Below are 22,748 nucleotides of genomic sequence, written 5' to 3' on the forward strand. Positions count from 1 at the left end.
GCGACAGTTATCGAAAGGCCTTACCACAATTGTCGAAAGGCCTTACGATAGTTGTCGAAAGGCAAATTTGTCGCATTGAAACCATACAAACAATAAGAGCAAATATACAAAAGGGCGGAGCTTTTCAGGTTATTCCTACAAGGGCCTTTTTCAGAAGTAAACAATATAATTCCGTTTATGCAGGTGCTTGTTGAAAAAAACAATGCCCATCGAATACAAATCGATTGTTACCGTAACTTCTGAGTGAGAACAGACATTCTGCCAGAAATCACGCATCTTACGGCTAGCTTTGATACCTTCGAATACGAATATCGTATCATCGTGTACCCTTTTCAAGCATTCCTCAAAAAGCCAATGATTATTGTGTTGTTCGTATAAGGTATTGAAAAAGACAAAGTCCAGCCGTTCCATATCATTCAAGGCTTTCGGAAGTAAGTCCTTATAAACGCCTGTACGCAAATCGATTGGATTACGGGCAGCTTTCTCGAATGCTATTTTTGCAATAGAAGCTAATTCCGGAACATTTTCCAAAGCAATACATTTCAATCCTGACGCATAGGATGTCAGATAAAGCGTGGACAACCCCATAGCAGGGCCTAACTGTAAGAAATACTGCGATTTGAAATAATTAGCCAAACGAAACAAGAGAGCGCCATGCTTCGGTTTTATTGCTTCACGCTCCACTATTTCTCCGATAGGACGCCGGCGTATCCGTCCTTTCTTCTGCCGGTCCGGATAGGAAATCAGCCTGTCGCGGAAAAGCAATTGTTTACGTATCAGTTCGATATCGTAAAAACTATAATACAAGCAGCGTTCCTCTATTACCTTGGTAATCAGATTATAAACGAAAGGCGAGTGCACCCCGTATCCTCGCCGATACCGGATACCCCGGTATAAAAGAACCCCTTTTCGTATTGTATTAGTTCCCGGTATTATGCGCATCTTTTTCACGTTTAGCGATGCAAAGATACACAAAATGTACTATCAAATATTCTTCTTCATGATTAGCTGATTTTTCCCGTCCAGGCGCAAATAGGATACTTCATTCATTATGTTGCGAATGAGGAATATACCCAATCCGCCAACCGGACGTTCTTCAATCGACGAGCTGACATCAGCGCAATTTACCTGAGTCGGATCGAAAGGCTGCCCATTGTCGGTCAGCAAAAAGATAAGTTGCTGCGGTTGGTACGTAGCACTCAGCAAGATATCGTGCTGTTCCCGCTCCGGGTAAGCATACATAATAATATTAACGACCGCTTCTTCCAAAGCCAGATTTATATTCATAGTCGTTTCGGCAGACAAACCCAGTTCTTCACACAGTTCTTCCACAAACGTGCAAAGAGAAGAAACTTCTTCCAAATTATTCGTTATTCTGATTTCTTTTTCCATTTTCATAACGATATTGATTTACTAAATACTTTATTCAAAATCTATCACTAATATTGTCAAATCGTCACTGGCTTCTGCTTCCCCCACATGGTCGGCAACGGAATGAATAACAGTATTCACCATGTTGCGGACATCCTGCGAAGCATTGTCAGTTAGTGTTTTTATCAGCCGTTCATCACCGTACAATTGTTTTCTCTCATTTTCGGCTTCTACGACTCCATCAGTGTACAGGAACAATTTTGTTCCCCGTTCGAGCATATATTCTTCATCCGTATAGTCATAATTTTCCATTACGCCTACAAAAAGATGTTTTTTCAGGTTCATATAAGAAGCTTTCCCGTCAGGCAGGATAAGCGCGGGAGGGTTGTGTCCGGCATTGCAAAGTTTCAATAAACCGTTCCGCAAATCCAGTATGCCCACAATCAGCGTAACAAACATATTGGCTTCATTATTTTCAGAGAAAGCATTATTCAGCTCCGTCACAATGGAAGCCGGAGAGACAGCGTGCGGCGAGAGTGTTCGGAACAGACTGCGCGTGATTGCCATAAACAACGATGCCGGGACCCCTTTGCCGGATACGTCGCCGATAATGAAATACAGATGTTCGTCTTCTATAAAGAAATCATACAAATCACCACCAACTTCTTTGGCCGGCTGCAACAGGGCATACAGGTCCACATCCTTCCGATCCGGGAAAGGAGGGAAGATTTTCGGTATCATCCCCATTTGTATCTCCCTGGCAATGGATAATTCGCTCTCTATGCGTTCTTTAGATGCCGTTGTATCGCGCAGCTCGGTGACATAAGAGGCTAACGATTGCTGCATATAAACCAGCGAATCATGCAATGTTTTAATCTCATCCCGCGAAGTAACCTGAGGCAACTCCACATCAAAACGTCCCGTAGCAATCACCCGGGCCGAATGTGAAAACTCGGATAACGGGCGTACAACCCGGCGGATAATAAGATAAATAATAAAGAATAAAACCAACATTCCTATCAGGAACAGATAAATGATTTGCCTGGAAACCGTATACAAATCAGCTAAAATAACGCTAGCCGGGCAAATATTGCTGATTGACCAACCGATGTCAGGAATAGCTGTATAGAAGGCATACGTCTCTCGATTGTTCTGTCTTAGTTTTCTCGTCCCCGTGTGCCCTTGCAACATTTCCCTACCGATATGTTCCAAGTCGGTGTCACCCTGTTCGAAAGCCGTGGAGAAAATTGTTTCGTTCATTATCTTGCTTTCATCCTTATGCGTCAGATAACAACCGTTACGGCTCAGCAGGAATGTATAGCTCGATTCATAAGGTTTCAGCCGGTCTACCATATCTGTAAACTGGGAAAGTGAGATATTGGCGGTAAAAATAGCATAAACCTCTCCCTTGCTATCGTATAAAGGCATCGCATAAGTACTCATAATGAAGTTTCCGCCCCCTTCGTCATAATAAGGTTCGCTCCAATAACTCCGTTTCAACAATTTGGGTATCAGATACCAGTCCATGCAAGGATAATCGTAATCCTGCCCGCCCAATACCTGATAGTCTGTCCGACCGTCACGCAACGAGACGTAAGGCATAAAGTATTTTCCTTTCTCTTTATAATAATCAGGGACAAAAGCGATTCCACTACTTAGGATAAGGTCATTATTTTTCGCAACAGCCGTAATGACACGCCGAAGCGAATCCGGGTTAGCCAGATTCTCTTCAATCATCCAGACAGAATGATTCAACGTTGTCTCGACTGTCAGTAAAAGGCTGCTAATCCGGGCAGTCATATTCTGCAATTGTTCATGCGTATAGTTCACAGCATATTCCGTTACTTTATCACGGCTATACGCATAAAACAAACCCATTATCACAGTAAATACGACCAATGTGAACGAAAGCACATAAAGGCTCATCCGGGTAGCAAAAGATTTGAATTGCAGTTTTCGCATTATCTATACGGTTTGATGCATTATTTCACAAAATCCTCATAAAGGATTCTGCTTTTCTCCTTATCATCCAACAGGATGTTCGCAGCTCTCTCAAAGCCTTGACGACTGAGGTGATACGTCCTTGTATGCGTACTTTCGTCTACTTGCAGACGAAGTTGTTCTTCGAGCATTTTCCGTTGATGATAACGGTTCGTTCCTATGTTGTTACGACGTACAACTTCCATTATAATATCCAATGCCTGCTCAGGATGCTCGCCCGCCCATTTCCAACCACGGACACTGGCACGCACGATTTTTGCAACCGTATCCGAATGGCTCTGATAAAATTCGCGGGTAACATACAGCCCGTCTTCCGGCAAATTATAGCCATAATCGGAAAAACGGTATATATAAGAAGAATCGGATTGAAAACCACATTCCGCTAACTGGATATATTCGTTATAGCTCCCAACAAGGCAAATATCCACCGCACCGGAAAGGAAAAGATTGACCCCGCTGTTGAAACGTATCCATTCTACATCCAAATGGTAGTAGCGTTTCAGGCGGTCAAGCAATTCATCACTCAAATGGTTCCATATTGCCACTTTCTTATGTTGCAATGAATTTATATTCTCCAAAGGCAAACGGCTTACCAGCATCAAACTGTTCTCCTGTGAGGTTTGCATTACATTTACCAAATCCGCATCTGCCGTCAGGGCAAACGATAAGTTCATAACCGCAACCTGTGAACGCCCTTCCTGAAGTATGGAGAACGAACTCTCGGAAACTGCCGGATGTTTGACTTGCACATCCAGTCCTTCTTCTTTATAGAAGCCCATTTGTTCCGCTACATAATAACCGATAAACTGCGCCTGGGCCGTCCATTTGGGAGTAAGAATAATCTTCTGTGCCTCCGTCGTATGCACAAGAAGGCATACAACCGACAAAAAGAATATGGATTTTCGCCATTCCATCGTAGAAACAGATTAAAGAATAGTGAAAAGAGAAGAACAACCTGTCATATCAAATATTTTCCGGATTTCAGGACTCATGGCTTCCAGAATAAGATGTTCATTCCGGTTGGACATGCTTTTTTGCAAGAGGATAAAACTGCGTAATCCCGAACTGCTGATGTAAGTCAACCATTTACAATTAACAATAACGATTCTTTTTGTATTATTTACCAGCATGGGAAGTATGGTTGACTCAAATTCACGCGCATTTACTGTATCAAGGCGTCCTTCGATGGTAAGAATAATGATGTCCTCGATTTTACAGAAATTAGTCTTCATCGTTTCCTGAGGTTCATCGGTCGCTTTAATACGCTTGGTAAGCATCAGGTAATTCAGCGAATCTACTGTATGGTAAGTAACTTCATCCATCGTACGGCAAACCAAAAAGAAACTCAATCCTCCGGTCAATATCTGCCCGACAGAAGGATTGGAGGATATTTCACTTTTGAGAGTAGGGTCAAATGAAATGCCATCGTCGACTATCAGAAAGGTCAATTCCCCATTGACAAAACTCGCCCGGAGTGATATTTTGCCGGTTTTACCATCCGGATAAGCATGGCGGATGATATTCGTAACAGCCTCTTCTACCGCAAGACAGATATTTCGGGTAACATTGGGAGGCAGATATAATGAGATGCCTAAATCTTCCACAAAACGAGTAATCCCGATAACCTCGGTCAAATCATTGCTAATGACAATCTCTTTCTCCATACTTGTGTTATTGTTTTTACGTAAATGATGCTTTAACGAAGCAAAAATACATAAAAATCAACAACAATTCGTAATCGCTGATAATCTTCGCCATCCCAAAAATCAAAGAACCCAGCAAACAACAAGGTATGACACTATTTTTAGACCGTTCAATTTAGTTTTTTTCAACCCAGGCAGTAACATTTAACAAATTAATAACTTGCTTTCTCCTCGTCCGGCCCTGTGTACGTCAGGATTTGACCACTCAGCTGAAGCAAGGATATCTCGCATATTTTCGTTGAATATTCAGCGATAGACTGACGCTCTTCTGCTTCCAGCAAGCTATTTTGAGCTTCACGCAATTCGATACCGGAAAGGTCTCCCAGCTTATAACGGTCGATGGCAATACGGTAATTTTCTTGTGCGGCCACCAGGTTTTCTTTTTCCAAGCTCCATAAATCCAGATTATTACGATAAGCCATCCAGAAATTACTCAAATCCGCACGAAGCGAAAGTTCCAGTTCCTGCGTACGTAACTCCATATTTTCTACCTGAATACGTGCATTTCGCTGTTCGCGTTTACGATTAAATCCATCAAACACATTAATACCGACCGTAAGGCCATAATTCAATCCCAAACGACGCTGCAAATCAGTAGAACCGACTTCATACCAATTCGCCGTATACCCATAGCCGGCATTCAGTTTGACATAAGGATAATTGCGACTACGTATCTTTTTATAATCTAATTCTGAAATTACTTTGTTTTTTTGAGAAATCAAAAGTACGACATTGGAAGCTAAAGTGCTTTTCCATAATTCCACTTCATCCAAAAAAGGATTCGGAGTAATCAAAGAGTCTTTGATATGTATTTGTTCCTCCACATTTTCCAATGCCATCAACTGGTTCAGACGAATACGGGAAGTATGAACCTGCTCAAGTTGATTCAGCACGTTGGAGCTATCGGCATTAAAGTCCACCTGGGCCTGCTGCAAATCCAACCGGGACATCGAACCGATGTAATAACGTTCTTCCACTATACGCAAACGTTCGCGTGAAAGGTCAAGCGTGGAACGGAGGTTACGGAGACGGATTTTCTGACGAATCAGATTATAATATTCTCCGGACAAATCAGCGACAAAATCTTCGATTGTCAGTCGGGTATTCAGTTCGCCCATACGCTGTAATTCCTTCAGTTTCGCATAAGTAGCCTGAATACCCAGCCCGTCGAAAATAGTCCAGTTGACATTCAGTCCTATATCTGCAGTTTCACTATTGACGCCATTTGCCTTTTCCGTTGTTCCATCAGAGAGCTTATTACTGTTGTTATTGACACTACCGCTGACACCACCGCTCAAATCCACAGTAGGCAGATAACCGGCATTGCCCAACGTTGCATCATTATCGCTGATTTGTTGTTCGTTCCTGACAATACGAATGGAATAGTTACGCTCCAACCCAGTCTTAATGCAATCATTCAGGCTGAACACCCTCTGCGCCTGTAAGGAACAGGCCGCAGAAACAATCAATGCCATTATATAAAAGAATCGTTTCATTCCCAATCCAGTTTTCATTTTTCAATTTTCAATTTATTCTGCCTGTCAGTCGATATAAAGCTGTACATAGCCGGTACAATAAATAAGGTAAGGAAGGTAGACACAAGCATACCTCCGACAACTGCAATCCCCATGGCTATACGCCCCTGAGCTCCCTCGCCCGTCGCATAAACCAGCGGAACCAGACCTAATATAGTAGAAATACTTGTCATCAAAATCGGACGGAGGCGCTGCGTAGAGGCAGAACGAATGGCCTCAGCCATAGTCAACCCGGCAGCCTGCCGCTGATTGGCAAATTCTACAATCAGAATACCATTCTTTGCCACCAGTCCAATAAGCATAATAATACCGATTTGGCTGAATATATTCATTGTAATACCGGAATAACTCATAAATATCAAAGCTCCGGCAATCGCCAACGGCACCGTAAACATCACAACCAACGGGTCCTTAAAGCTTTCGAACTGAGCAGCCAACACCAAATAAATCATAAACAGCGCCAATATCATGGCGAACATCAAGCTTGAAGAACTCTCACGGAACTCTTTCGACTCACCCGACAAGGCCGTACGGAAACTGCCGTCCAATGTTTCAGCCGCAATACGGTCCATTTCATCCAAACCGTCACCTATCGTATATCCTTTATTCAAACCGCTGGATACCGTAGCCGACACAAAACGGTTATACCGGTATAATTGTGGCGGAGCTACATCTTCCTTCAAGCTCACCAAGTTATCCAACTGTATCATTTCTCCATGGTCGCTACGGACATAAATGGATTTCAGGTCGAGCGGCGTATTACGCTGCTGGCGGTTTATTTCGCCCAATATCTGGTATTGCTTTCCATTCATATAAAAATAGCCCATACGTTGACCACTCAACGCATATTGCAGCGTCTGTGCTATCGTACGGGTACTGACACCCAGCAAAGATGCCTTATCCCGGTTTATCTCGATACGCGCTTCCGGCTTGGTAAACTTAAGGTTCACATCCGCCATCTGGAAAACAGGACTTTCACTTACTTTTTGCATAAATGCAGGTAAATATTCCTGCAATTTATCCAAACTGGTTGCCTGCAATACATATTGTACCGGCATACCGCCACGGCGGCCACCAAAAGTAGACTGCTGTTGAACAAAAGCACGTGCCTGGGTTTCTTTCCGGACTCCTTGAGAGAGCACATCGGCAATCTCCATTTGTGAACGTTTACGCTCTTTTATATCCGGAAGTAAAACGGAAATAAAACCATTACTATTGTTGGAACGGACGGTCAATGCTTTTCGTTCCGGAGCCAATGTATCAGCCATCGCCGCTATACGGTCCGTAAAATCGCGAATAAACTCGAAAGTGGCTCCCTCCTGGGCACGAATATTAATCGAAATAGACGACCGGTCCTCCAATGGAGAAAGTTCGGAACGGATAGTTCTCCAAAAATACCCGATGGAACCGAACAAAATCACAACAATCGGAATAGCCAACCATTTACGATTCAGAAAAGCATTCAGGCTCTTTGCGTATATATTGTTCATTCCCTCAAAGAACGGTTCTGTCTTTGTATAAAGCCAACCTTTATCCTCACGCTTCTTCAATAATTTGGTGGCCAACATCGGGGTAAACGTAAGAGCGACAAAAGAGGAAATCGTCACCGAACCGGCAATCACGATACTGAATTCCTTAAACAGACGTCCGGTCATACCTTCCATAAACACAATAGGCAAGAAAACGGACACCAACGTCACCGTCGTGGAAACTACGGCAAAGAAGATTTCCGTCGACCCTTCTATACCGGCCTTTTTCGGCTCCATCCCCTGCTCGATACGGACATAGATATTTTCGGCCATCACAATCGCATCGTCCACCACCAAACCCACGGACAATACAACCGCCAACATGGTCAACACATTGATAGAGAAGCCGGAGATATACATCACAAAGAACGCACCGACCAGTGAAACCGGAATAACGACCACAGGAACCAAGGTCACACGCCAGTCGCGCAAGAACAAGAAAATAATCAATACAACCAGCAAGAATGCTACATAAATAGTTTCTTCCACTTCTTTAATAGAAGCACGGATAAAACGGGTATTATCATAAACCATCTCGATAGTCACATCCTCCGGCAAGTCTTTCTTTAATTGTTCGATACGCTTGTATGCCTCGTCTGCAATCTCAATCTGGTTGGCACCCGGTTGTGGAATAATGACATCGATAACCATCGGTTCCCCGTTTTTACGCATCGCACTACGCAAATCCTCCGGAGCAAGTTCGGCACGTCCTATATCCTGAAAACGAACGATATTTTCTCCTTCTTTCTTGACAATCAAATCGTTAAATTCTTTAGCTGTATGCATCAGACCCAGCGTACGAATAGACAAGTCGATTGTATTACCTTCAATACTACCGGAAGGAAGCTCTACATTCTCGGCATCCACCGCGTTCTTAACATCCAGTGGAGTAACACCGTAACCGGCCATCTTAATGGGGTCCAGCCATAAACGCATGGAGTAACGTTTCTGTCCCCAAATGTCCACACCACTCACATTCGAGATTGTCTGCAAACGTTCTTTCACCGTCAATTCGGCAATTTCACTTAATTCCATCAATGAGCGTTTACTGCTTCGGATACCAATCTGCATGATAGGAGTCGCATCCGCATCGGCTTTCGATACAGTCGGAGGATCGCAGTCGCGAGGCAAATAACGTTGGGCACGTGAAACCTTATCACGCACATCATTTGCCGCTGTTTCCAAATCGACTGACAATTCGAATTCGACCGTAATACGGGAACTACCCTGGCTACTGACACTGCTCAGGGAACGGATACCCGGAATACCGTTAATATTTTGTTCCAAAGGTTCGGTAATCTGATTCATGATTACTTCCGCATTGGCACCGGGATAGGATACATTGACCGAGATAATAGGATTATCCACACTGGGAAACTCACGTACACCCAGAAACTTATATCCAATCATTCCGAACAACAGGAGGACAAGCATCATCACTGTCGAAAGAACCGGCCTTTTTATGCTTATTTCAGAAATATTCGCCATGCTGATTCTTAATTCAGATTATCAATAGATACTTGCATTCCGGTACGCAACTGCATCACGCCTGAGGTGATTAGGGTATCCCCCGGACTTAGCCCTTCCAATACCTGCACGTGGCTTTCAGTACGAAGTCCCAGCTCTATTTCGACAGGTTCCGCTATACCATTTTTATATAGGTAAACTACATTTTTTCCCATTTCCGGTATTAACGCTTCATTTGGAATAGCCAACGCATCTTTTATATCCCGGCGGGTAATTTCGACGGAAGTATAACGACCGGGGATAATTGCCTCGTCTTTATTCGGATAAGTAGCCCGGACTTTCAGCGAACGAGTGGCCTCGTCTACCTTACTTTCTACAGCATAAACAGTAGCCTGATAATCCTGCATAATACCGCCGGCACTATTCATTTTAAAAATGATATGTGTCCCATCCGTTATATCCGTGGCATAACGCTCCGGTATGGAGAACTCGATTTTGAGGGGAGAAATCTTGGTCAACTTCGTCACAATAGTCGTAGGAGAAGCATAGGCACCTTCGCTGACATAACGCAAACCGATAATTCCGTCGAATGGAGCACGCAACTCTGTTTGTGCAATATTGGCTTTTACCAGTTCTATATCGGCCATCAACTTTTCATAATCGGTAGCCACTTGTTCGTAGGCCTCCTGGCTGACAGCATCTTTTTCTAACAAAGTATGCTGACGATAAACCCGGTCCTTGGCCAGTGGAATCTGGGCTTCCAGTTTTTTCAGTTCAGCCTGCAAAGGTTTGTCATTGATTTTGGCAAGCAAATCTCCGGCTTTCACATGTGTGCCTTCCGTAAAGTAAATGGCTACAATCTTTCCGGACGATTCAAAAGACAAATCCACCTCTTCATCCGGTATAGTACTGCCTGTTACAATGGCCTTATCGGTAAGAGACTGATACTTCAGCACTTCCGCATTAATGTTAAGAATTTGTTTCCGGGGCTGCGCGCCCGCCGATGGAATAATTTCGGCTGCATCCTTCGATGCTTTCAACTGTTTTTTTATCTGCGGGTAAGCAATCATCCCTGCAATCATCAGGAAAATTACGGCGGTAACGCCCCACTTCACTCTTTTAGTCATATTCTTCTCTGGTATTCAACAATACATTATTGACATGGTAAATATACGCAACTATGCAGAAATATAGACTAAGTTTGACACAAAAAGTTTAATGAACGAAACTTTTTGTGTCAAATTTTCATCAACTTGACACAACCAATTAAGAGATAAATATTTACCCAGATATTTGAAAAATAAATTAACGGCTGAAAATCAAAGCATTTTCAGCGACGCATGACACTATATCACCAAACAGCTCTCTTTATTTGCAAATATAACATAGTTTCATTCTTGTTGTTCTACATTATGATTATACAAAAGGGATTACTTCTACCTATAATGGAAATAATCCACATCCACGAAGCCACTTTCTGTTTTATCATTAAAACAATACACACCGATACGATCACCCCGATAATTCCCCCAAACCAGTTGGTAAGGCTCCCCAAAAGGCAAAAAATTATCTCCATCCAAACTATAAGCATATCGGGACTTGCCATCCAGCCCCCACTGACTTCTGAACCATATAAATTTTGACAGGATTCGTATACCTCCTGTTATTTTACCGTTCTTCCGATATTCCAAATAACAATCGCTTCCTTCTTTTACCACTCCGATGGAGGAATATTGTGACGAAAAATGACAAATACCAACCTTTTGCCCATCTTCCATATTGGAAATATCCATTCTTACCACCACATTATTATTTTGTTTTCTAAAAGTTCTTTGCGTAAGTGTATTACCAGCCTTTAGCAATTGATTGGATTCCAACGGACGGTAAGCCTTCAAACGAAGCCATCCCGGACGTTCGCTCAAAGAGAAAAAATCTTTCCTCGGTTGGTAATTCCACTGCCATTGCGGAGCTAACTGCCCATCGTCAAAATCATCACTTCTCCGAATGCTTAATTTCTCATCCGCTTTAAAAGGCATTGCTCCTTCCCATTTCATCGTACCAATATTTGAACTCAATACTTCTCCCAATATAGGCCAACCGTCTATCCATGTAACGGGCAAAAGGCTGACAATACGGCCACTCCAGTCACCAGTGCCATGATGGGTCAAGAAATACCAATTATTATCCTTCCCCAAAACAATACCCCCCTGATTAGGCTCCATAGCCTCTAATGAAGGCAACGCCAACTGTTTTTCTTCTTTATAAGGTCCTACCACCTTCTTCGAGCGTTTCGCCATAACGTAGCGGCCTATACCCGATTTATGTTCACTAAAAATCAAATAATACCATTCGCCTACCTTAATCAATTTATTGGCTTCTCTACCACTTCCGGAATTAATAAGTAGAGCCGATTTTCGATTTATACTTTTTCCGTCTTCCGACATTTTAAAAAGATAAGTCTTATACCCTTCGGCAAAATGAGTACCCACAAAATAGGCCGCTCCCTTATCATCCCAAATTGCAGAACAATCATCCCAACCCGGTTCAAGCAGAAGAGGAATCAATGGTTCCCATGGTCCTTCGGGATGTATCGCCGATGTCATAAAATAGCCTTCATCCGGCGTACCGAAAAAAAGATAAAAACGACCATCATGATAACGTAGCGTCCCGGCCCATACTCCACGGCCATAACGGTTCATGCGGGTCCAATTCAATTCTTCACCAATTTGAGTCAAATCCCCTATGGCATTCCCGCAAATTTCCCAGTTCACAAGATCCTTGGAATGCAAGATTGTCATTCCCGGAGAAAATTGAAATGTGGAAGATATAGCATAATAATCGTCCTCAACCCTGATACAATCCATATCACTATAATCAGACGGAATGATTGGATTCATATAAATACCGTTACCTTGGTCTCCCCAGATTATCCAGTGCCCCCATTCTCTTTGCTGCTGTCCTTTCAGAGCGGCACAAAGGCAAATATTAAAAATCATTAACCACAAATACCTCATCATAGCTCTTTCAATAAATATCCCATTCCCAGATTCCTGCAACACCCTCTAAAATAGAGATTCTAAGAAACCTATATTTCTTATTCAACTTATCGACATGCGGAGATTTTATTCGTATGTCTCCATGTCCCCCACACTTCTGCCATACAGTTCCGTCGCTCGAACCTTCAAGCAAATAGGCATGACCCGCTGTCGGACGTACAAAATAAACTTCACTACGTTGTATTTTCCGAACTGTCCCTAAATCTGCAATGAGCCACGGACCCTTATCCTCTGCTGTAGCCATCCATCGAGAACCATTCGCCCTGTCAACGGCAAAAGCCGGAACAAAATATTCCGTACGACGACATAAATCGTCTTTCATAGGCTCGATATATAAGGCCTCCCTCGTACTGGATGCATAAACCGTATCAGGCTTGATTTTTTTCTCTTTTTTCCTTTTCCCCAAAACTCCTACTCCATCTAGGCTAAGTTCTATCGGGCAAATCGTACCATCCTCATTAAATTCCAACCGATTCACATAAGTTTGCCGATTGGTACTGCGACGACCGAATTCCAAATAAACAAAATAAAAATGTTCATCATCTGTATTGAAAACACAACCATGTCCCGGACCAAAAACACCACGTTCGTAATTCGTAGTCGACACGATATCCTGTTCCGGACATTCATAAGGACCGAGAGGAGAAACCCTGCTCATCACATAAGCATATTGATATTTCTCATCTCCCCCGATAGTGTACAAATAATAATAGATACCTTTTCGCTTAAAGAATATAGGCCCTTCCGAATATTCTTTACGGGGGGTAGGAATGACACGAATGATAGAATCTACCGTAACCATATCTTTCGCCAATTTAGCCACATGCCTGCGTCCCCAAAACACATACGCTTGCTTGTTATCATCTACAAATACTTCCGCATCAATACCCTCTGGATCTTTTGTTTGCAATAAAGTGGAAGACGTGTAAGGTTCATAAAACTCGTCTTCTCCGCGAGCCAATTTGAACGGTCCTTCCGGATGTTCCGCAACAGCCGGGTACATGTAACCGTTAATCGTAGGATAAATGTAATATTTTCCGTTGGCATGGATTACCTTGCTAGGGGCCCAATATTTTTCTTTTGCAGCCGACGGGAAATATATACCGTCAAAACTCCAATGCACAAAATCCTTCGATTTCCATACGACAGGAGGACCGGATGTATCTAGTCCTCTTCCATATCCGTCCGTTGTGGCATAACAATAAAACACCCCATTGATTTCCTGTATGCTGGCATCCGCAATCATATCCGGAATCAAAGCATTCCCAAACGGATTCACCACTTGAGCTTCAACCATAGTAGCCACTAAAAAGGCTTGCAAAAATCCCATTACTCTTTTCCACTTCACTTTCATGATACTATATATAAAACATCACCAATAACACATAGAAGTGCTATCTCCGATTAGGGCTGTTCTCCCCATGTTACCCGTTTTTAACAGCCTATTAACTCGCTTTTACAAATTTAGTAAAAAACGCATATAATCAATAACATTCTCTCCTTTTTTCACAGTAAATCCGCTACGCTACACTCAAATTTGCGCTTCTACTATGTATTTATTTTAGATTATTCTTGGTTTGGCTTAACCAATTGATAAATAAACAATTTGCAGTGTATTAAAAAAGTGAGGTAACGATTTGGCAACTGTGCGTATTTCAGCGTTTTGCGATGTTGTACCTTCAAATAACTCTTGTGAGAACAAAAATACGAAAATATTCTTTATTGCAATCTAAAAAATAATATTTAGTTTTCAGCTACACAAAAGCAAAGTTCTCCGATTTTAAACTGTACCCTAACTATGGAATAGGCTTGTAATCGGGGGGCTATTGATTTAATTTTCGAAAACTTTAACTCACACTCCTATACTCATTCGGAGTTACACCGGCTACTTTTTTGAAAAGGCGACTTAGGTGATGTGGGTATTTAAACCCTAATATATAAGCAATCTCACTGATAGATTGCTTGCCTTGTGTGAGTAGTTCTTTTACTCGTTCTACGGTAGCCAATTGGATATACTCTTGCGCCGATTTACCTGTTTCTTTTTTAATCAGATCGCCGAAATAGTTGGCAGAGAGATGTAACTCTGCGGCACACCATGCAACAGAAGGCAAACCTAATTGCTGAGGTTTGTCCGAATTAAAATAACTACCAAGCAAATTTTCAAAACGACTTAACAAATCACGATTCACAATCTCACGAGTAATGAACTGACGGTCATAAAAACGTACACAATGATTTAGCAGTACCTCAATATTTGCCGCAACAATTTGTTTACTATGTTTGTCAATGGCATGTTCCAGCTCTTCACGAATTTCTTTGAAACAGTTGATAATAATATGTCGTTCACGCTCCGACATATGTAATGCCTCGTTTGCCCCGTATGAAAAGAATGTGTAATCTTTCATCTGCCTATCAAGTGCCGTACCTCGCAGCAGGTCAGGATGAAACATAAGAATCCATCCATGAGGATTGCGAGTTTCGCCGTTATCATTAGCACCGGCAATTTGCCCTGGAGCAACAAACACAAGAGTACCATCCTTATAATCATACTGATTGCGACCGTAAAGAAGCGGCCCGCAATCAATTTGTTTGAGAATAATGCAATAGAACCCAAAGTTTTTACGCCCATGACGAATTACATCTAATTCGGACATGTTGACAACGTTCACTAACGGATGCAATGTTTCGACCCCTAAGACCTCGTTGTAGTCCTGAATGGAATCTAATTTTATAATATCTCCCATAATAATATTATGTTGTTGAAAGTAACTTTCCACAAATATACAAAAACTCAATTGGTATTTATCCGAACATTCATAGAATCTGTAATTTTGGTTAGTGATTCCGTAAGGTGTGTTATTGTGCGGCAACCTATAAATCACAATCAGTAAAATTGGTGTTTTAAACCGTAATTCATCTATGGACGAACATCTATGCACGCTCTATCTTTGCAAAAACGATTTACGGGTGGATCATAAAGAAAATATAGCGAATGAAAAAGATTATTTTACTCATGCTTACGGCTTTCATCGTATTGTCCGTATCTGCACAATCAGCACAGGAGATGAATAAGAAAGAACAACACATCGTCTCGATTGCCTCCCTGACGGGTAAAGGCGATCTGGTTAAACTAAAACCAGCATTGAATGAGGGGCTTAATGCGGGAATGACTGTCAATGAAATAAAAGAGGTGTTGGTTCACTCCTATGCTTATTGCGGCTTTCCCAGAGCATTGAGGGGCTTGCAAACTTTCGTAGCCGTGCTTAATGAGCGTAAAACGCAAGGCATCACAGACAATAGAGGGCGTGAGGCGTTGCCTATCACAGACTCTCGCACCAAATATGAACGAGGGCGGGATATTCTTGCCGAAATATCCGGTACTCCTGCCGATGCTCCTAAAGCCGATTACGCAATACTTGCACCCGAAATTGAACGTTTTCTGAAAGAACATCTCTTTGCCGATCTCTTTGAGCGTGATGTACTGACGTATGCCGAGCGAGAGATTGCCACGCTGTCGGTTCTTGTCGCCATCGGTGGGGTAGAACCGATGATGGCAGGACATATAAATATAGCTTTACATGTTGGCGTCAGTCCTCGTCAACTTCGAGATCTTCTCTCTATTGTCGAAAGTAAAATCGGACGTAACGAAGCTGATGCCGGACGTATGGTTTTGAACGAAATTTTGCAGAACAAAATGCCACTCAGCAATTCGGCTGAGCCGACTACAATAGTGGAAAGCGGGGTGAAGATACAGAAAGTGACTTTTCATAACCGGTTTTTGATAGATGTAGTCGGCAATCTCTACTTCCCTGCGGATTATGACTCATCGAAAAAATATTCCGCCATTATCGTTGGTCATCCCTTTGGTGGAGTTAAAGAGCAGACATCAGGTTTGCATGCCCGTAAATTAGCAGAATTGGGTTATATAACACTGGCATTCGATGCCTCCTATTACGGAGAGAGCGGTGGTTATCCACGTCAGATGGAATCGCCCGAAGTGCGTGTTGAAGATTTCAGTGCAGCAGTTGATTTTCTATCCAATCATTCGGCTGTCAATGCCGGACAGATTGGCGTATTAGGCATCTGTGGTGGTGGTGGTTACTCGGTTAGCGCAGCACAAATAGACCATCGTATCAAGGCGGTTGCAACCATCAGTATGTATGATATGGGGCGAGCTCGCCGCAGAGGGGTAGGCGATGCCACTACTTACGAACAACGCATGGTAACGCTCGACCAAATAGGCACTCAGCGTACAGCCGAGTTTGGCGGGGCGGAGCGCCGTGACATTCGTGCATTGCCTGAAAAGGTGGATGCTTCTACTCCGCAATACGCCCTTGATTTTCTGGATTATTATGATACGCCACGGGGTAATCATCCCAACTCTACTGCATATTATTCATATACCAGCCTTGCACCGATGATGAATTTTTTCCCGTTTGTGCAGATTGAAACCATTTCGCCACGTCCGCTACTCTTTATTGTCGGAGAAAATGCCGTATCTGCTTATTTCAGTGAAGATGCCTATTCAAAAGCCTCTGAACCCAAAGAGTTATTCATCGTTCCCGGTGCTACGCATGTCGATTTGTATGACCGTCCGGATTATCTTAACATCACGCTTCCAAAATTGGACGCATTCTACAAACAATATTTACAGTAAAATTATATAGTCATGAGAAATATTCTATGTCTAATCGTAATCGCTTTGTTATTCAATGCGTGTTGCAGTCAAAAGAAAGAGAGTCAGGAAATGAATATACCGAAAAACGTGTTCAGCAAAGGAGCATTGATGGAGAATAGCCCTAATTTCACGGGAAATGTATGGCTCGAAAGATTCGTTACTGCCGCAGACTCGATGGACTGCACAGTAGGCAACGTTACTTTTGCGCCGGGCGTTCGCAATAGCTGGCACTCCCATCCGGGCGGACAAATATTGCTTTGCACCTCCGGCAAAGGTTACTACCAGCAGAAAGGAGAACCCATTCAAATACTTCTGCCCGGCGATGTGGTGAAGATTGCCGCAAACGTGGTTCATTGGCACGGAGCCGCTCCCGATAGCGAATTTACGCACATTGCCATCGGCACGCAACCATCTAAGGGTGCTGTTGAATGGTTTGAGCCAGTAACAGACAAAGAGTATAACAACTACAAATAATTATCAAATAGAAAATAAAAATGGAACAAAGTCAAACTATTTCATCTCCCCAAAGTCGGATTCACGTTCTGGATGCACTAAGAGGGTTTGCACTGCTTGGTGTTATTCTCATGCACATGTTACAACATTTTGGCGTTTTTTCAGACATGCTGCCCCCTGAACCTCGATTCCCAATGTTGGACACAGCTATTCAATGGCTCTCACAACATGTAATAATGGGTAAATTTATTAATATTTTCGCCTTTCTTTTCGGGTTAAGTTTCTTTATACAGATGGATCGTGGCGCTAAAAAAGGTATCGATTTTCGAAAACGTTTTATATGGCGCATGGTCGTTCTTTTTGCAATAGGTATCGTTGGAAATAGCTTTTTTACTGCTGATATTTTAACTATATATGCTGCTTTCGGAGTAATCATGGTATTACTTTTTCCTTTGAAAAATTGGGTGTTGATTGTTATTGCGGTGCTTCTGTTGATCGGCACACCCCGTATTATTTCAACAAGTTATGACCGTTTAGTAAAAACCGAGCAAACAACAAACATGTCACAAAGAGCTGTATCAAGTGAAACCGGTAGAAACAGGGCAGTATCTTCAAGAGAGACAGAGGAAAAGCCATCGTTCTTCAAGTCGGCTGAAAGAAATTTAACCACCGGATTTATAAGGAAGTTAAATTATCAATTCGGGTTAAACGGACGCGGATATATTACAATGGCTCTTTTTATATTGGGCTTGGTCGTAGGACGTTTGCGATTCTTTGAAGGAATAGAAACACATAAAAAAAGAAACATACTACTTTTTGTAGGATTTACTCTTGTTTGTGTGCTTATTAGTCTGATACCATTGCAGGAAGTTACTTTCAGGATGCTTATGTCGGGCGAAGGGTTATCTACTGTGATGTTACTATCTATGGCACTTAATGATATACATACAGTGTTTTTTTCCGGGACTTTAGCACTTGGGTTTATCATTCTATATCAGACAAATAGTGTTAGAATGTATCTGAATGTCATCATACCTTACGGACGTATGGGCTTGACTAATTATGTAACACAAAGTATTGCCGGAGGGATTCTGTTTTCCATGTGGGGATTAGGAGCAATATTCGGCAGTTGGGGAACTACTGAGGTATTTGTTTTGGGTTTGGTTGTATACATTATACAGGCTATACTCAGCACCTTTTGGTTGAAATATTATCTATATGGTCCTTTAGAGTGGTTTTGGCGCTCAGCTACCTATTTTAAAGTACAACCATTTAGAAAAAAACAATAATTATTAATTAGACAATCTGATTTATGTTAGAAAATAATATGAAATATATAGCCATATTAATAATGAGTCTTGCGTTCTTCACAGGATGCAAACAGCAATGTGATAAAAGTGATATGAATGAATTTCTCGTTATCAAAGAACAAGGCAGCTTTGCCGTTGGTGGAACGGTATTGAAACATCCGGGCGAATATGATAACAGTCAATTTGCAGGTTGGGGAAAATCAGTAGAGCAGGGGCAGAGTTTTCATGCCGATCATGCTGTTGTTGATTATCAATTACCGGTGAATGCCCATAAAATGCCTCTGATCTTCATCCACGGCTACGGACAGTCGGCACGTAGTTGGCAAACAACACCCGATGGACGAGAGGGATTCAATACCTTGATGTTGCGGCGTGGATTCGGCACATACCTGATCGATCTTCCCGGTCGCGGACGTGCCGGCCGAACTACTGCTCAAATGGAACTCAAACCACTTGCCGATGAACAGTTCTGGTTTGATATATTCCGTATCGGTCAGTGGCCGCACTTCAACAAAGGGGTACAATTTCCGACCGATTCGGCAGCTTTAGAACAATTCTTCCGCCAAATGACTCCTGACATTAGTACGCACAGCATGGAACCGGTACTATCTTCCATCAACGCCCTGATGAATAAGATAGGACAAGGAATAGTCGTCACTCATTCGGCTGGAGGTTATCCGGGTTGGATGGCAGGAATACAAAATTCGAACGTGCGAGCTATTGTTTCTTACGAACCTGGCGGCTATGTTTTTCCCGAAGATGAAGTACCCAACCCCATGCCAAGCCTTACAGGTACACTTTCAGGAACAGGGGTGCCGATGGCAGAGTTTATGAAACTTACCAAAATCCCGATTGTTCTATATTTCGGAGATTATATCCCGGAAGAGGTAACAGATAAACTCGGTAGTGAGAATTGGCGTGTTCGCCTTCAAATGGGTCGTAAATTTGTAGAAACAATCAATAGGTACGGAGGAAATGCTACCCTTATCGAACTACCCAAGATCGGGATATATGGAAACACACATTTCCCAATGTCTGACTTAAATAATGTAGTAATAGCTGATTTGTTATCCGAATGGATAAAAGAGAAAGGTATCAATAATAAGTAACGTTATGAAGAATATAGTATTAATTCTATTTATGCTGATAGCCACATATCCACTATTAGCATGTGAAAGAAAGAACGATAGCTCTATAGAGGAAAATACAATTCCTGAAGTTAGGAACCGCAAAATTCTCATTGCTTATTTCAGTTGGGGTGGTACTACTCAACAGGTTGCCGAGAATATAGCCCGCTATAGTGGTGGCACTCTTTTCAGAATAGAAACCGTAAATCCTTATCCGACCGAATATACACCATGTACCGAGGTGGCAAAAGAAGAACTGGATAAGGGCATTCGCCCTAAGTTGAAAGCTATAGTGAAGGATTTTGACCAATACGATACAATATTTGTAGGTTGCCCCGTATGGTGGCACACCGCTCCGATGGCTGTTTGGTCTTTTTTAGAGAGTGATGCCTATGATTTCTCGGGAAAAACAGTAATTCCCTTTTGCACTTACCAAGCAACATATAGGGATGAAACGTTGGCAAAAATAGTTGAGCTAACACCGAATTCGAAGCATTTAAAAGGTTTTGGAACAACTAATAAAAATACCAATTTAGATAGTTGGCTGAAGGAAATAGGTGTACAAACTGTAGATAAATAACTAATTAATAACACATACATCATGAAAAAGAAAGTATTGAAAAAGAACTATTTGATGTTGTCAATTCTTGTTTTGGGTTTATCAATAATGAGTTTGCAAAGTCTACATGCACAGCAAAAGGAAACGACCGACGAAAAGACAAAACAGGAACTTTTAAACTTATCCAAGCAAAAATGGCAGTGGATGTCAGATAAAAATGTAGATTCACTGAATGACCTATTTCACAAAGAAGCTGTTTTCGTCCATATGGGAGGTACGATGAATAAGGAACAAGAGATAAATACCATCAAAAGCGGTGGAATCCATTATAAGCACACAGAAATAAAAGAAACATCGATCCGTTTTATAGGCAATACGGCTATCATCTTAGACAGAATCCGTCTAACAGCCGTTGTCGGAGGCAACGAAGTAGTCAATCCTTTTATGGTGACGGAGGTATACATATTGATGGATGGTAAATGGAAATTAGGTTCGCTGTCGTTTACTCGACTGCTCAGAGAATAAGCGGTTATCTATTATGCAGGAAAATTTGCAATTTAGCAAAAAAAACTGTTTATCAGTGATATAAGCAGCGTTTTATTGGGATTTTAGTATGATCTAATAGTTGGTGCATCTACAATTTTCGTTGTTGTGTCCTCTCTTTTATATTTATTCCTAATGATGAAAGAAACTCCCTTTGTTTTTGCTTGAACCAATCGAATACATCCGTTCCATTGACGGTGAAGCGGATGTTTTCGGGTTTTGCCTTATCCTGTTCCAATTTCAGAGAGGCATTTTCAACTTTGAACCGCTTGCTATGCTCCTTTGAGTAGAGTTCGCCAGAGCCTACAACCGTTTCTTTATTGAATAGCCTGCGAACCATATCATCAGGTAGCCCAATGCTTCGCAAAAAGCCCTCCCAACGTAACAGTTCTTTTATATGCGGAAAGTAGTTAAAAATCTTATTCAACTGTTCCGATAGCTTGTCAGTGGCGGTTTTATGCTCAATCTCCATCGCACTAATCTTAGTGCTCAACTCTTTGATGTCATTGGAAAGATTGCAGTTCTCGGCTGTAAGGGCTTCGATTTGTTGCTGCTGTTGCTTGGTCTTTGAGCTTCCGAAGAGAGAGCCGACACCATCCAATAAAGTTGCCCCCACATCCGCAGCGGAGTTTTTCAACTTCTCCTTTTTGATGTCGGCTTTGACAGAAGATAGTTCCTGTTCCGCTTGCTCTTTCTGTTCAAGTAGCTGCGTGATATTCTCCTGTACGCTTTCGGATTGTGTAAGCAAGTCCCGATAATACTGAGAAGTGGTAACGTGTTTAGCCTGAGAACCGTCAATACCCCGTTGTAATCCATACTTCGCCATCTGTTCGGCATAAGTGTTCTGATACTCTTTCAGTCGGACACGGCTCATCACGTCATCGGCACACAGTCGGGCGGTGTCGGTGGATTTCTTTCGATACTTCTTTTTACCTGTTGTCTGCTCCGCTTTCGCCTTTCTCCGCTCGCCTGTAACGATAGGTATCATCGTGGCATGGATGTGGGGTGTGGTCTCGTCAAGATGCACCACCGCTGAAACGATATTTTCTGCTCCGTAGGTCTTCTTCAACCAATCGAGGTTATCCCGACACCAATCATCCAACTTGTCTGCTTGTTCAATCCGTTTCATGTCATCGGGGCTACCCGTAAGCAAGATGCGAACCGCCCGAACTTGATTCTTACCAATCTTGCGTTGCAACCCTGCTGTTTCCAGTCGGTGCTGAATCGCTTCGGTGCGGTTGGTGACTCCATCGGGAAACGTTATCATCTCCCAATTGAGATGCGTGCGGTTAGCATCCGCATTTTTCGGGGCGATGGTTCGCTCAATGTGTGCCGACATTCCACTATCCGAACCGACTGCTTTCTCCAGATGTAATACTGCATATCCCATTTATTTCTGATTTTATTGTTTAACTT

At 42.4% G+C, this 22,748-nt stretch carries 19 protein-coding genes; 7 read left to right on the top strand and 12 right to left on the bottom strand.

Annotated features, from left to right (window positions below; genetic code table 11):
- Positions 1 to 150: 150 nt before the first annotated feature.
- The 11 genes from DW103_RS08760 to DW103_RS08810 form a co-directional block, all read right to left on the bottom strand.
- On the bottom strand, positions 151 to 942 hold the full coding sequence (locus DW103_RS08760) for an SAM-dependent methyltransferase (protein ID WP_122275218.1): 792 nt from the start codon (positions 940 to 942) through the stop codon (positions 151 to 153).
- Between the two features lie 42 nt (positions 943 to 984).
- Entirely contained in the window at positions 985 to 1,398 is a 414-nt protein-coding gene (locus DW103_RS08765) for an ATP-binding protein (RefSeq protein ID WP_233545646.1), read from the bottom strand.
- Positions 1,399 to 1,422: 24 nt separating this feature from the next.
- Positions 1,423 to 3,333, bottom strand: a complete 1,911-nt coding sequence (locus DW103_RS08770) for a SpoIIE family protein phosphatase (RefSeq protein WP_122275219.1) — start codon at positions 3,331 to 3,333, stop codon at positions 1,423 to 1,425.
- Positions 3,334 to 3,353: 20 nt separating this feature from the next.
- Complete coding sequence (locus DW103_RS08775; protein ID WP_122275220.1) at positions 3,354 to 4,286, bottom strand: ABC transporter substrate-binding protein; 933 nt, start codon at positions 4,284 to 4,286, stop codon at positions 3,354 to 3,356.
- 12 nt (positions 4,287 to 4,298) lie between these two features.
- Entirely contained in the window at positions 4,299 to 5,036 is a 738-nt protein-coding gene (locus DW103_RS08780; RefSeq protein ID WP_122275221.1) for an anti-sigma factor antagonist, read from the bottom strand.
- Positions 5,037 to 5,227: 191 nt separating this feature from the next.
- On the bottom strand, positions 5,228 to 6,550 hold the full coding sequence (locus DW103_RS08785; protein ID WP_370453474.1) for a TolC family protein: 1,323 nt from the start codon (positions 6,548 to 6,550) through the stop codon (positions 5,228 to 5,230).
- Between the two features lie 35 nt (positions 6,551 to 6,585).
- On the bottom strand, positions 6,586 to 9,627 hold the full coding sequence (locus tag DW103_RS08790) for an efflux RND transporter permease subunit (RefSeq protein WP_122275222.1): 3,042 nt from the start codon (positions 9,625 to 9,627) through the stop codon (positions 6,586 to 6,588).
- Between the two features lie 8 nt (positions 9,628 to 9,635).
- Positions 9,636 to 10,733 carry an efflux RND transporter periplasmic adaptor subunit gene (locus DW103_RS08795; RefSeq protein ID WP_122275223.1) on the bottom strand — a complete coding sequence of 366 codons (1,098 nt, stop codon included), beginning with the start codon at positions 10,731 to 10,733 and terminating at the stop codon, positions 9,636 to 9,638.
- A gap of 309 nt (positions 10,734 to 11,042) precedes the next feature.
- Positions 11,043 to 12,623, bottom strand: a complete 1,581-nt coding sequence (locus tag DW103_RS08800) for a glycoside hydrolase 43 family protein (RefSeq protein WP_233545647.1) — start codon at positions 12,621 to 12,623, stop codon at positions 11,043 to 11,045.
- A gap of 7 nt (positions 12,624 to 12,630) precedes the next feature.
- A complete protein-coding gene (locus DW103_RS08805) occupies positions 12,631 to 14,016 on the bottom strand; it encodes a family 43 glycosylhydrolase (protein ID WP_122275225.1) in 1,386 nt (461 codons plus the stop codon).
- A 493-nt stretch (positions 14,017 to 14,509) separates the two neighbouring features.
- On the bottom strand, positions 14,510 to 15,406 hold the full coding sequence (locus DW103_RS08810; RefSeq protein WP_122275226.1) for an AraC family transcriptional regulator: 897 nt from the start codon (positions 15,404 to 15,406) through the stop codon (positions 14,510 to 14,512).
- A gap of 175 nt (positions 15,407 to 15,581) precedes the next feature.
- Here DW103_RS08810 and DW103_RS18445 point away from each other — a divergent pair, with 175 nt between their 5' ends.
- The 7 genes from DW103_RS18445 (at position 15,582) to DW103_RS08840 (ending at position 21,314) form a co-directional block, all read left to right on the top strand.
- Positions 15,582 to 15,734 carry a hypothetical protein gene (locus tag DW103_RS18445; protein WP_233545654.1) on the top strand — a complete coding sequence of 51 codons (153 nt, stop codon included), beginning with the start codon at positions 15,582 to 15,584 and terminating at the stop codon, positions 15,732 to 15,734.
- Positions 15,676 to 17,319 carry an alpha/beta fold hydrolase gene (locus DW103_RS08815; protein WP_233545653.1) on the top strand — a complete coding sequence of 548 codons (1,644 nt, stop codon included), beginning with the start codon at positions 15,676 to 15,678 and terminating at the stop codon, positions 17,317 to 17,319. Before DW103_RS18445 ends, DW103_RS08815 begins: the two co-directional genes overlap by 59 nt.
- Positions 17,320 to 17,331: 12 nt before the next feature.
- Positions 17,332 to 17,814, top strand: coding sequence for a cupin domain-containing protein (locus tag DW103_RS08820; RefSeq protein ID WP_122275228.1), 483 nt, complete (start codon positions 17,332 to 17,334; stop codon positions 17,812 to 17,814).
- Positions 17,815 to 17,834: 20 nt separating this feature from the next.
- Positions 17,835 to 19,082 (top strand): DUF418 domain-containing protein, encoded by a 1,248-nt coding sequence (locus DW103_RS08825; protein ID WP_122275229.1) that lies wholly within the window; start codon positions 17,835 to 17,837, stop codon positions 19,080 to 19,082.
- 113 nt (positions 19,083 to 19,195) lie between these two features.
- A complete protein-coding gene (locus tag DW103_RS08830; RefSeq protein ID WP_370453472.1) occupies positions 19,196 to 20,212 on the top strand; it encodes an alpha/beta fold hydrolase in 1,017 nt (338 codons plus the stop codon).
- Positions 20,213 to 20,216: 4 nt separating this feature from the next.
- Positions 20,217 to 20,810 (top strand): flavodoxin, encoded by a 594-nt coding sequence (locus tag DW103_RS08835; RefSeq protein WP_122275230.1) that lies wholly within the window; start codon positions 20,217 to 20,219, stop codon positions 20,808 to 20,810.
- 21 nt (positions 20,811 to 20,831) lie between these two features.
- Positions 20,832 to 21,314 (top strand): nuclear transport factor 2 family protein, encoded by a 483-nt coding sequence (locus tag DW103_RS08840; RefSeq protein WP_199652998.1) that lies wholly within the window; start codon positions 20,832 to 20,834, stop codon positions 21,312 to 21,314.
- Positions 21,315 to 21,423: 109 nt separating this feature from the next.
- Here the strand turns inward: DW103_RS08840 and mobV are convergent, their stop codons facing one another.
- On the bottom strand, positions 21,424 to 22,722 hold the full coding sequence (mobV, locus tag DW103_RS08845; protein ID WP_122275231.1) for a MobV family relaxase: 1,299 nt from the start codon (positions 22,720 to 22,722) through the stop codon (positions 21,424 to 21,426).
- Positions 22,723 to 22,748: the final 26 nt, after the last annotated feature.

It is taken from the genome of Parabacteroides sp. AM08-6, assembly GCF_003473295.1.
Classification (GTDB): Bacteria; Bacteroidota; Bacteroidia; order Bacteroidales; family Tannerellaceae; genus Parabacteroides.

Coding starts and splice junctions, on each gene's coding strand:
- DW103_RS08760 (WP_122275218.1), bottom strand. CDS start 942: ATGCGCATAATACCGGGAACTAATACAATACGAAAAGGGGTTCTTTTA.
- DW103_RS08765 (WP_233545646.1), bottom strand. CDS start 1,398: ATGAAAATGGAAAAAGAAATCAGAATAACGAATAATTTGGAAGAAGTT.
- DW103_RS08770 (WP_122275219.1), bottom strand. CDS start 3,333: ATGCGAAAACTGCAATTCAAATCTTTTGCTACCCGGATGAGCCTTTAT.
- DW103_RS08775 (WP_122275220.1), bottom strand. CDS start 4,286: ATGGAATGGCGAAAATCCATATTCTTTTTGTCGGTTGTATGCCTTCTT.
- DW103_RS08780 (WP_122275221.1), bottom strand. CDS start 5,036: ATGGAGAAAGAGATTGTCATTAGCAATGATTTGACCGAGGTTATCGGG.
- DW103_RS08785 (WP_370453474.1), bottom strand. CDS start 6,550: ATGGCATTGATTGTTTCTGCGGCCTGTTCCTTACAGGCGCAGAGGGTG.
- DW103_RS08790 (WP_122275222.1), bottom strand. CDS start 9,627: ATGGCGAATATTTCTGAAATAAGCATAAAAAGGCCGGTTCTTTCGACA.
- DW103_RS08795 (WP_122275223.1), bottom strand. CDS start 10,733: ATGACTAAAAGAGTGAAGTGGGGCGTTACCGCCGTAATTTTCCTGATG.
- DW103_RS08800 (WP_233545647.1), bottom strand. CDS start 12,623: ATGATGAGGTATTTGTGGTTAATGATTTTTAATATTTGCCTTTGTGCC.
- DW103_RS08805 (WP_122275225.1), bottom strand. CDS start 14,016: ATGAAAGTGAAGTGGAAAAGAGTAATGGGATTTTTGCAAGCCTTTTTA.
- DW103_RS08810 (WP_122275226.1), bottom strand. CDS start 15,406: ATGGGAGATATTATAAAATTAGATTCCATTCAGGACTACAACGAGGTC.
- DW103_RS18445 (WP_233545654.1), top strand. CDS start 15,582: ATGGACGAACATCTATGCACGCTCTATCTTTGCAAAAACGATTTACGG.
- DW103_RS08815 (WP_233545653.1), top strand. CDS start 15,676: ATGCTTACGGCTTTCATCGTATTGTCCGTATCTGCACAATCAGCACAG.
- DW103_RS08820 (WP_122275228.1), top strand. CDS start 17,332: ATGAGAAATATTCTATGTCTAATCGTAATCGCTTTGTTATTCAATGCG.
- DW103_RS08825 (WP_122275229.1), top strand. CDS start 17,835: ATGGAACAAAGTCAAACTATTTCATCTCCCCAAAGTCGGATTCACGTT.
- DW103_RS08830 (WP_370453472.1), top strand. CDS start 19,196: ATGAATGAATTTCTCGTTATCAAAGAACAAGGCAGCTTTGCCGTTGGT.
- DW103_RS08835 (WP_122275230.1), top strand. CDS start 20,217: ATGAAGAATATAGTATTAATTCTATTTATGCTGATAGCCACATATCCA.
- DW103_RS08840 (WP_199652998.1), top strand. CDS start 20,832: ATGAAAAAGAAAGTATTGAAAAAGAACTATTTGATGTTGTCAATTCTT.
- mobV (WP_122275231.1), bottom strand. CDS start 22,722: ATGGGATATGCAGTATTACATCTGGAGAAAGCAGTCGGTTCGGATAGT.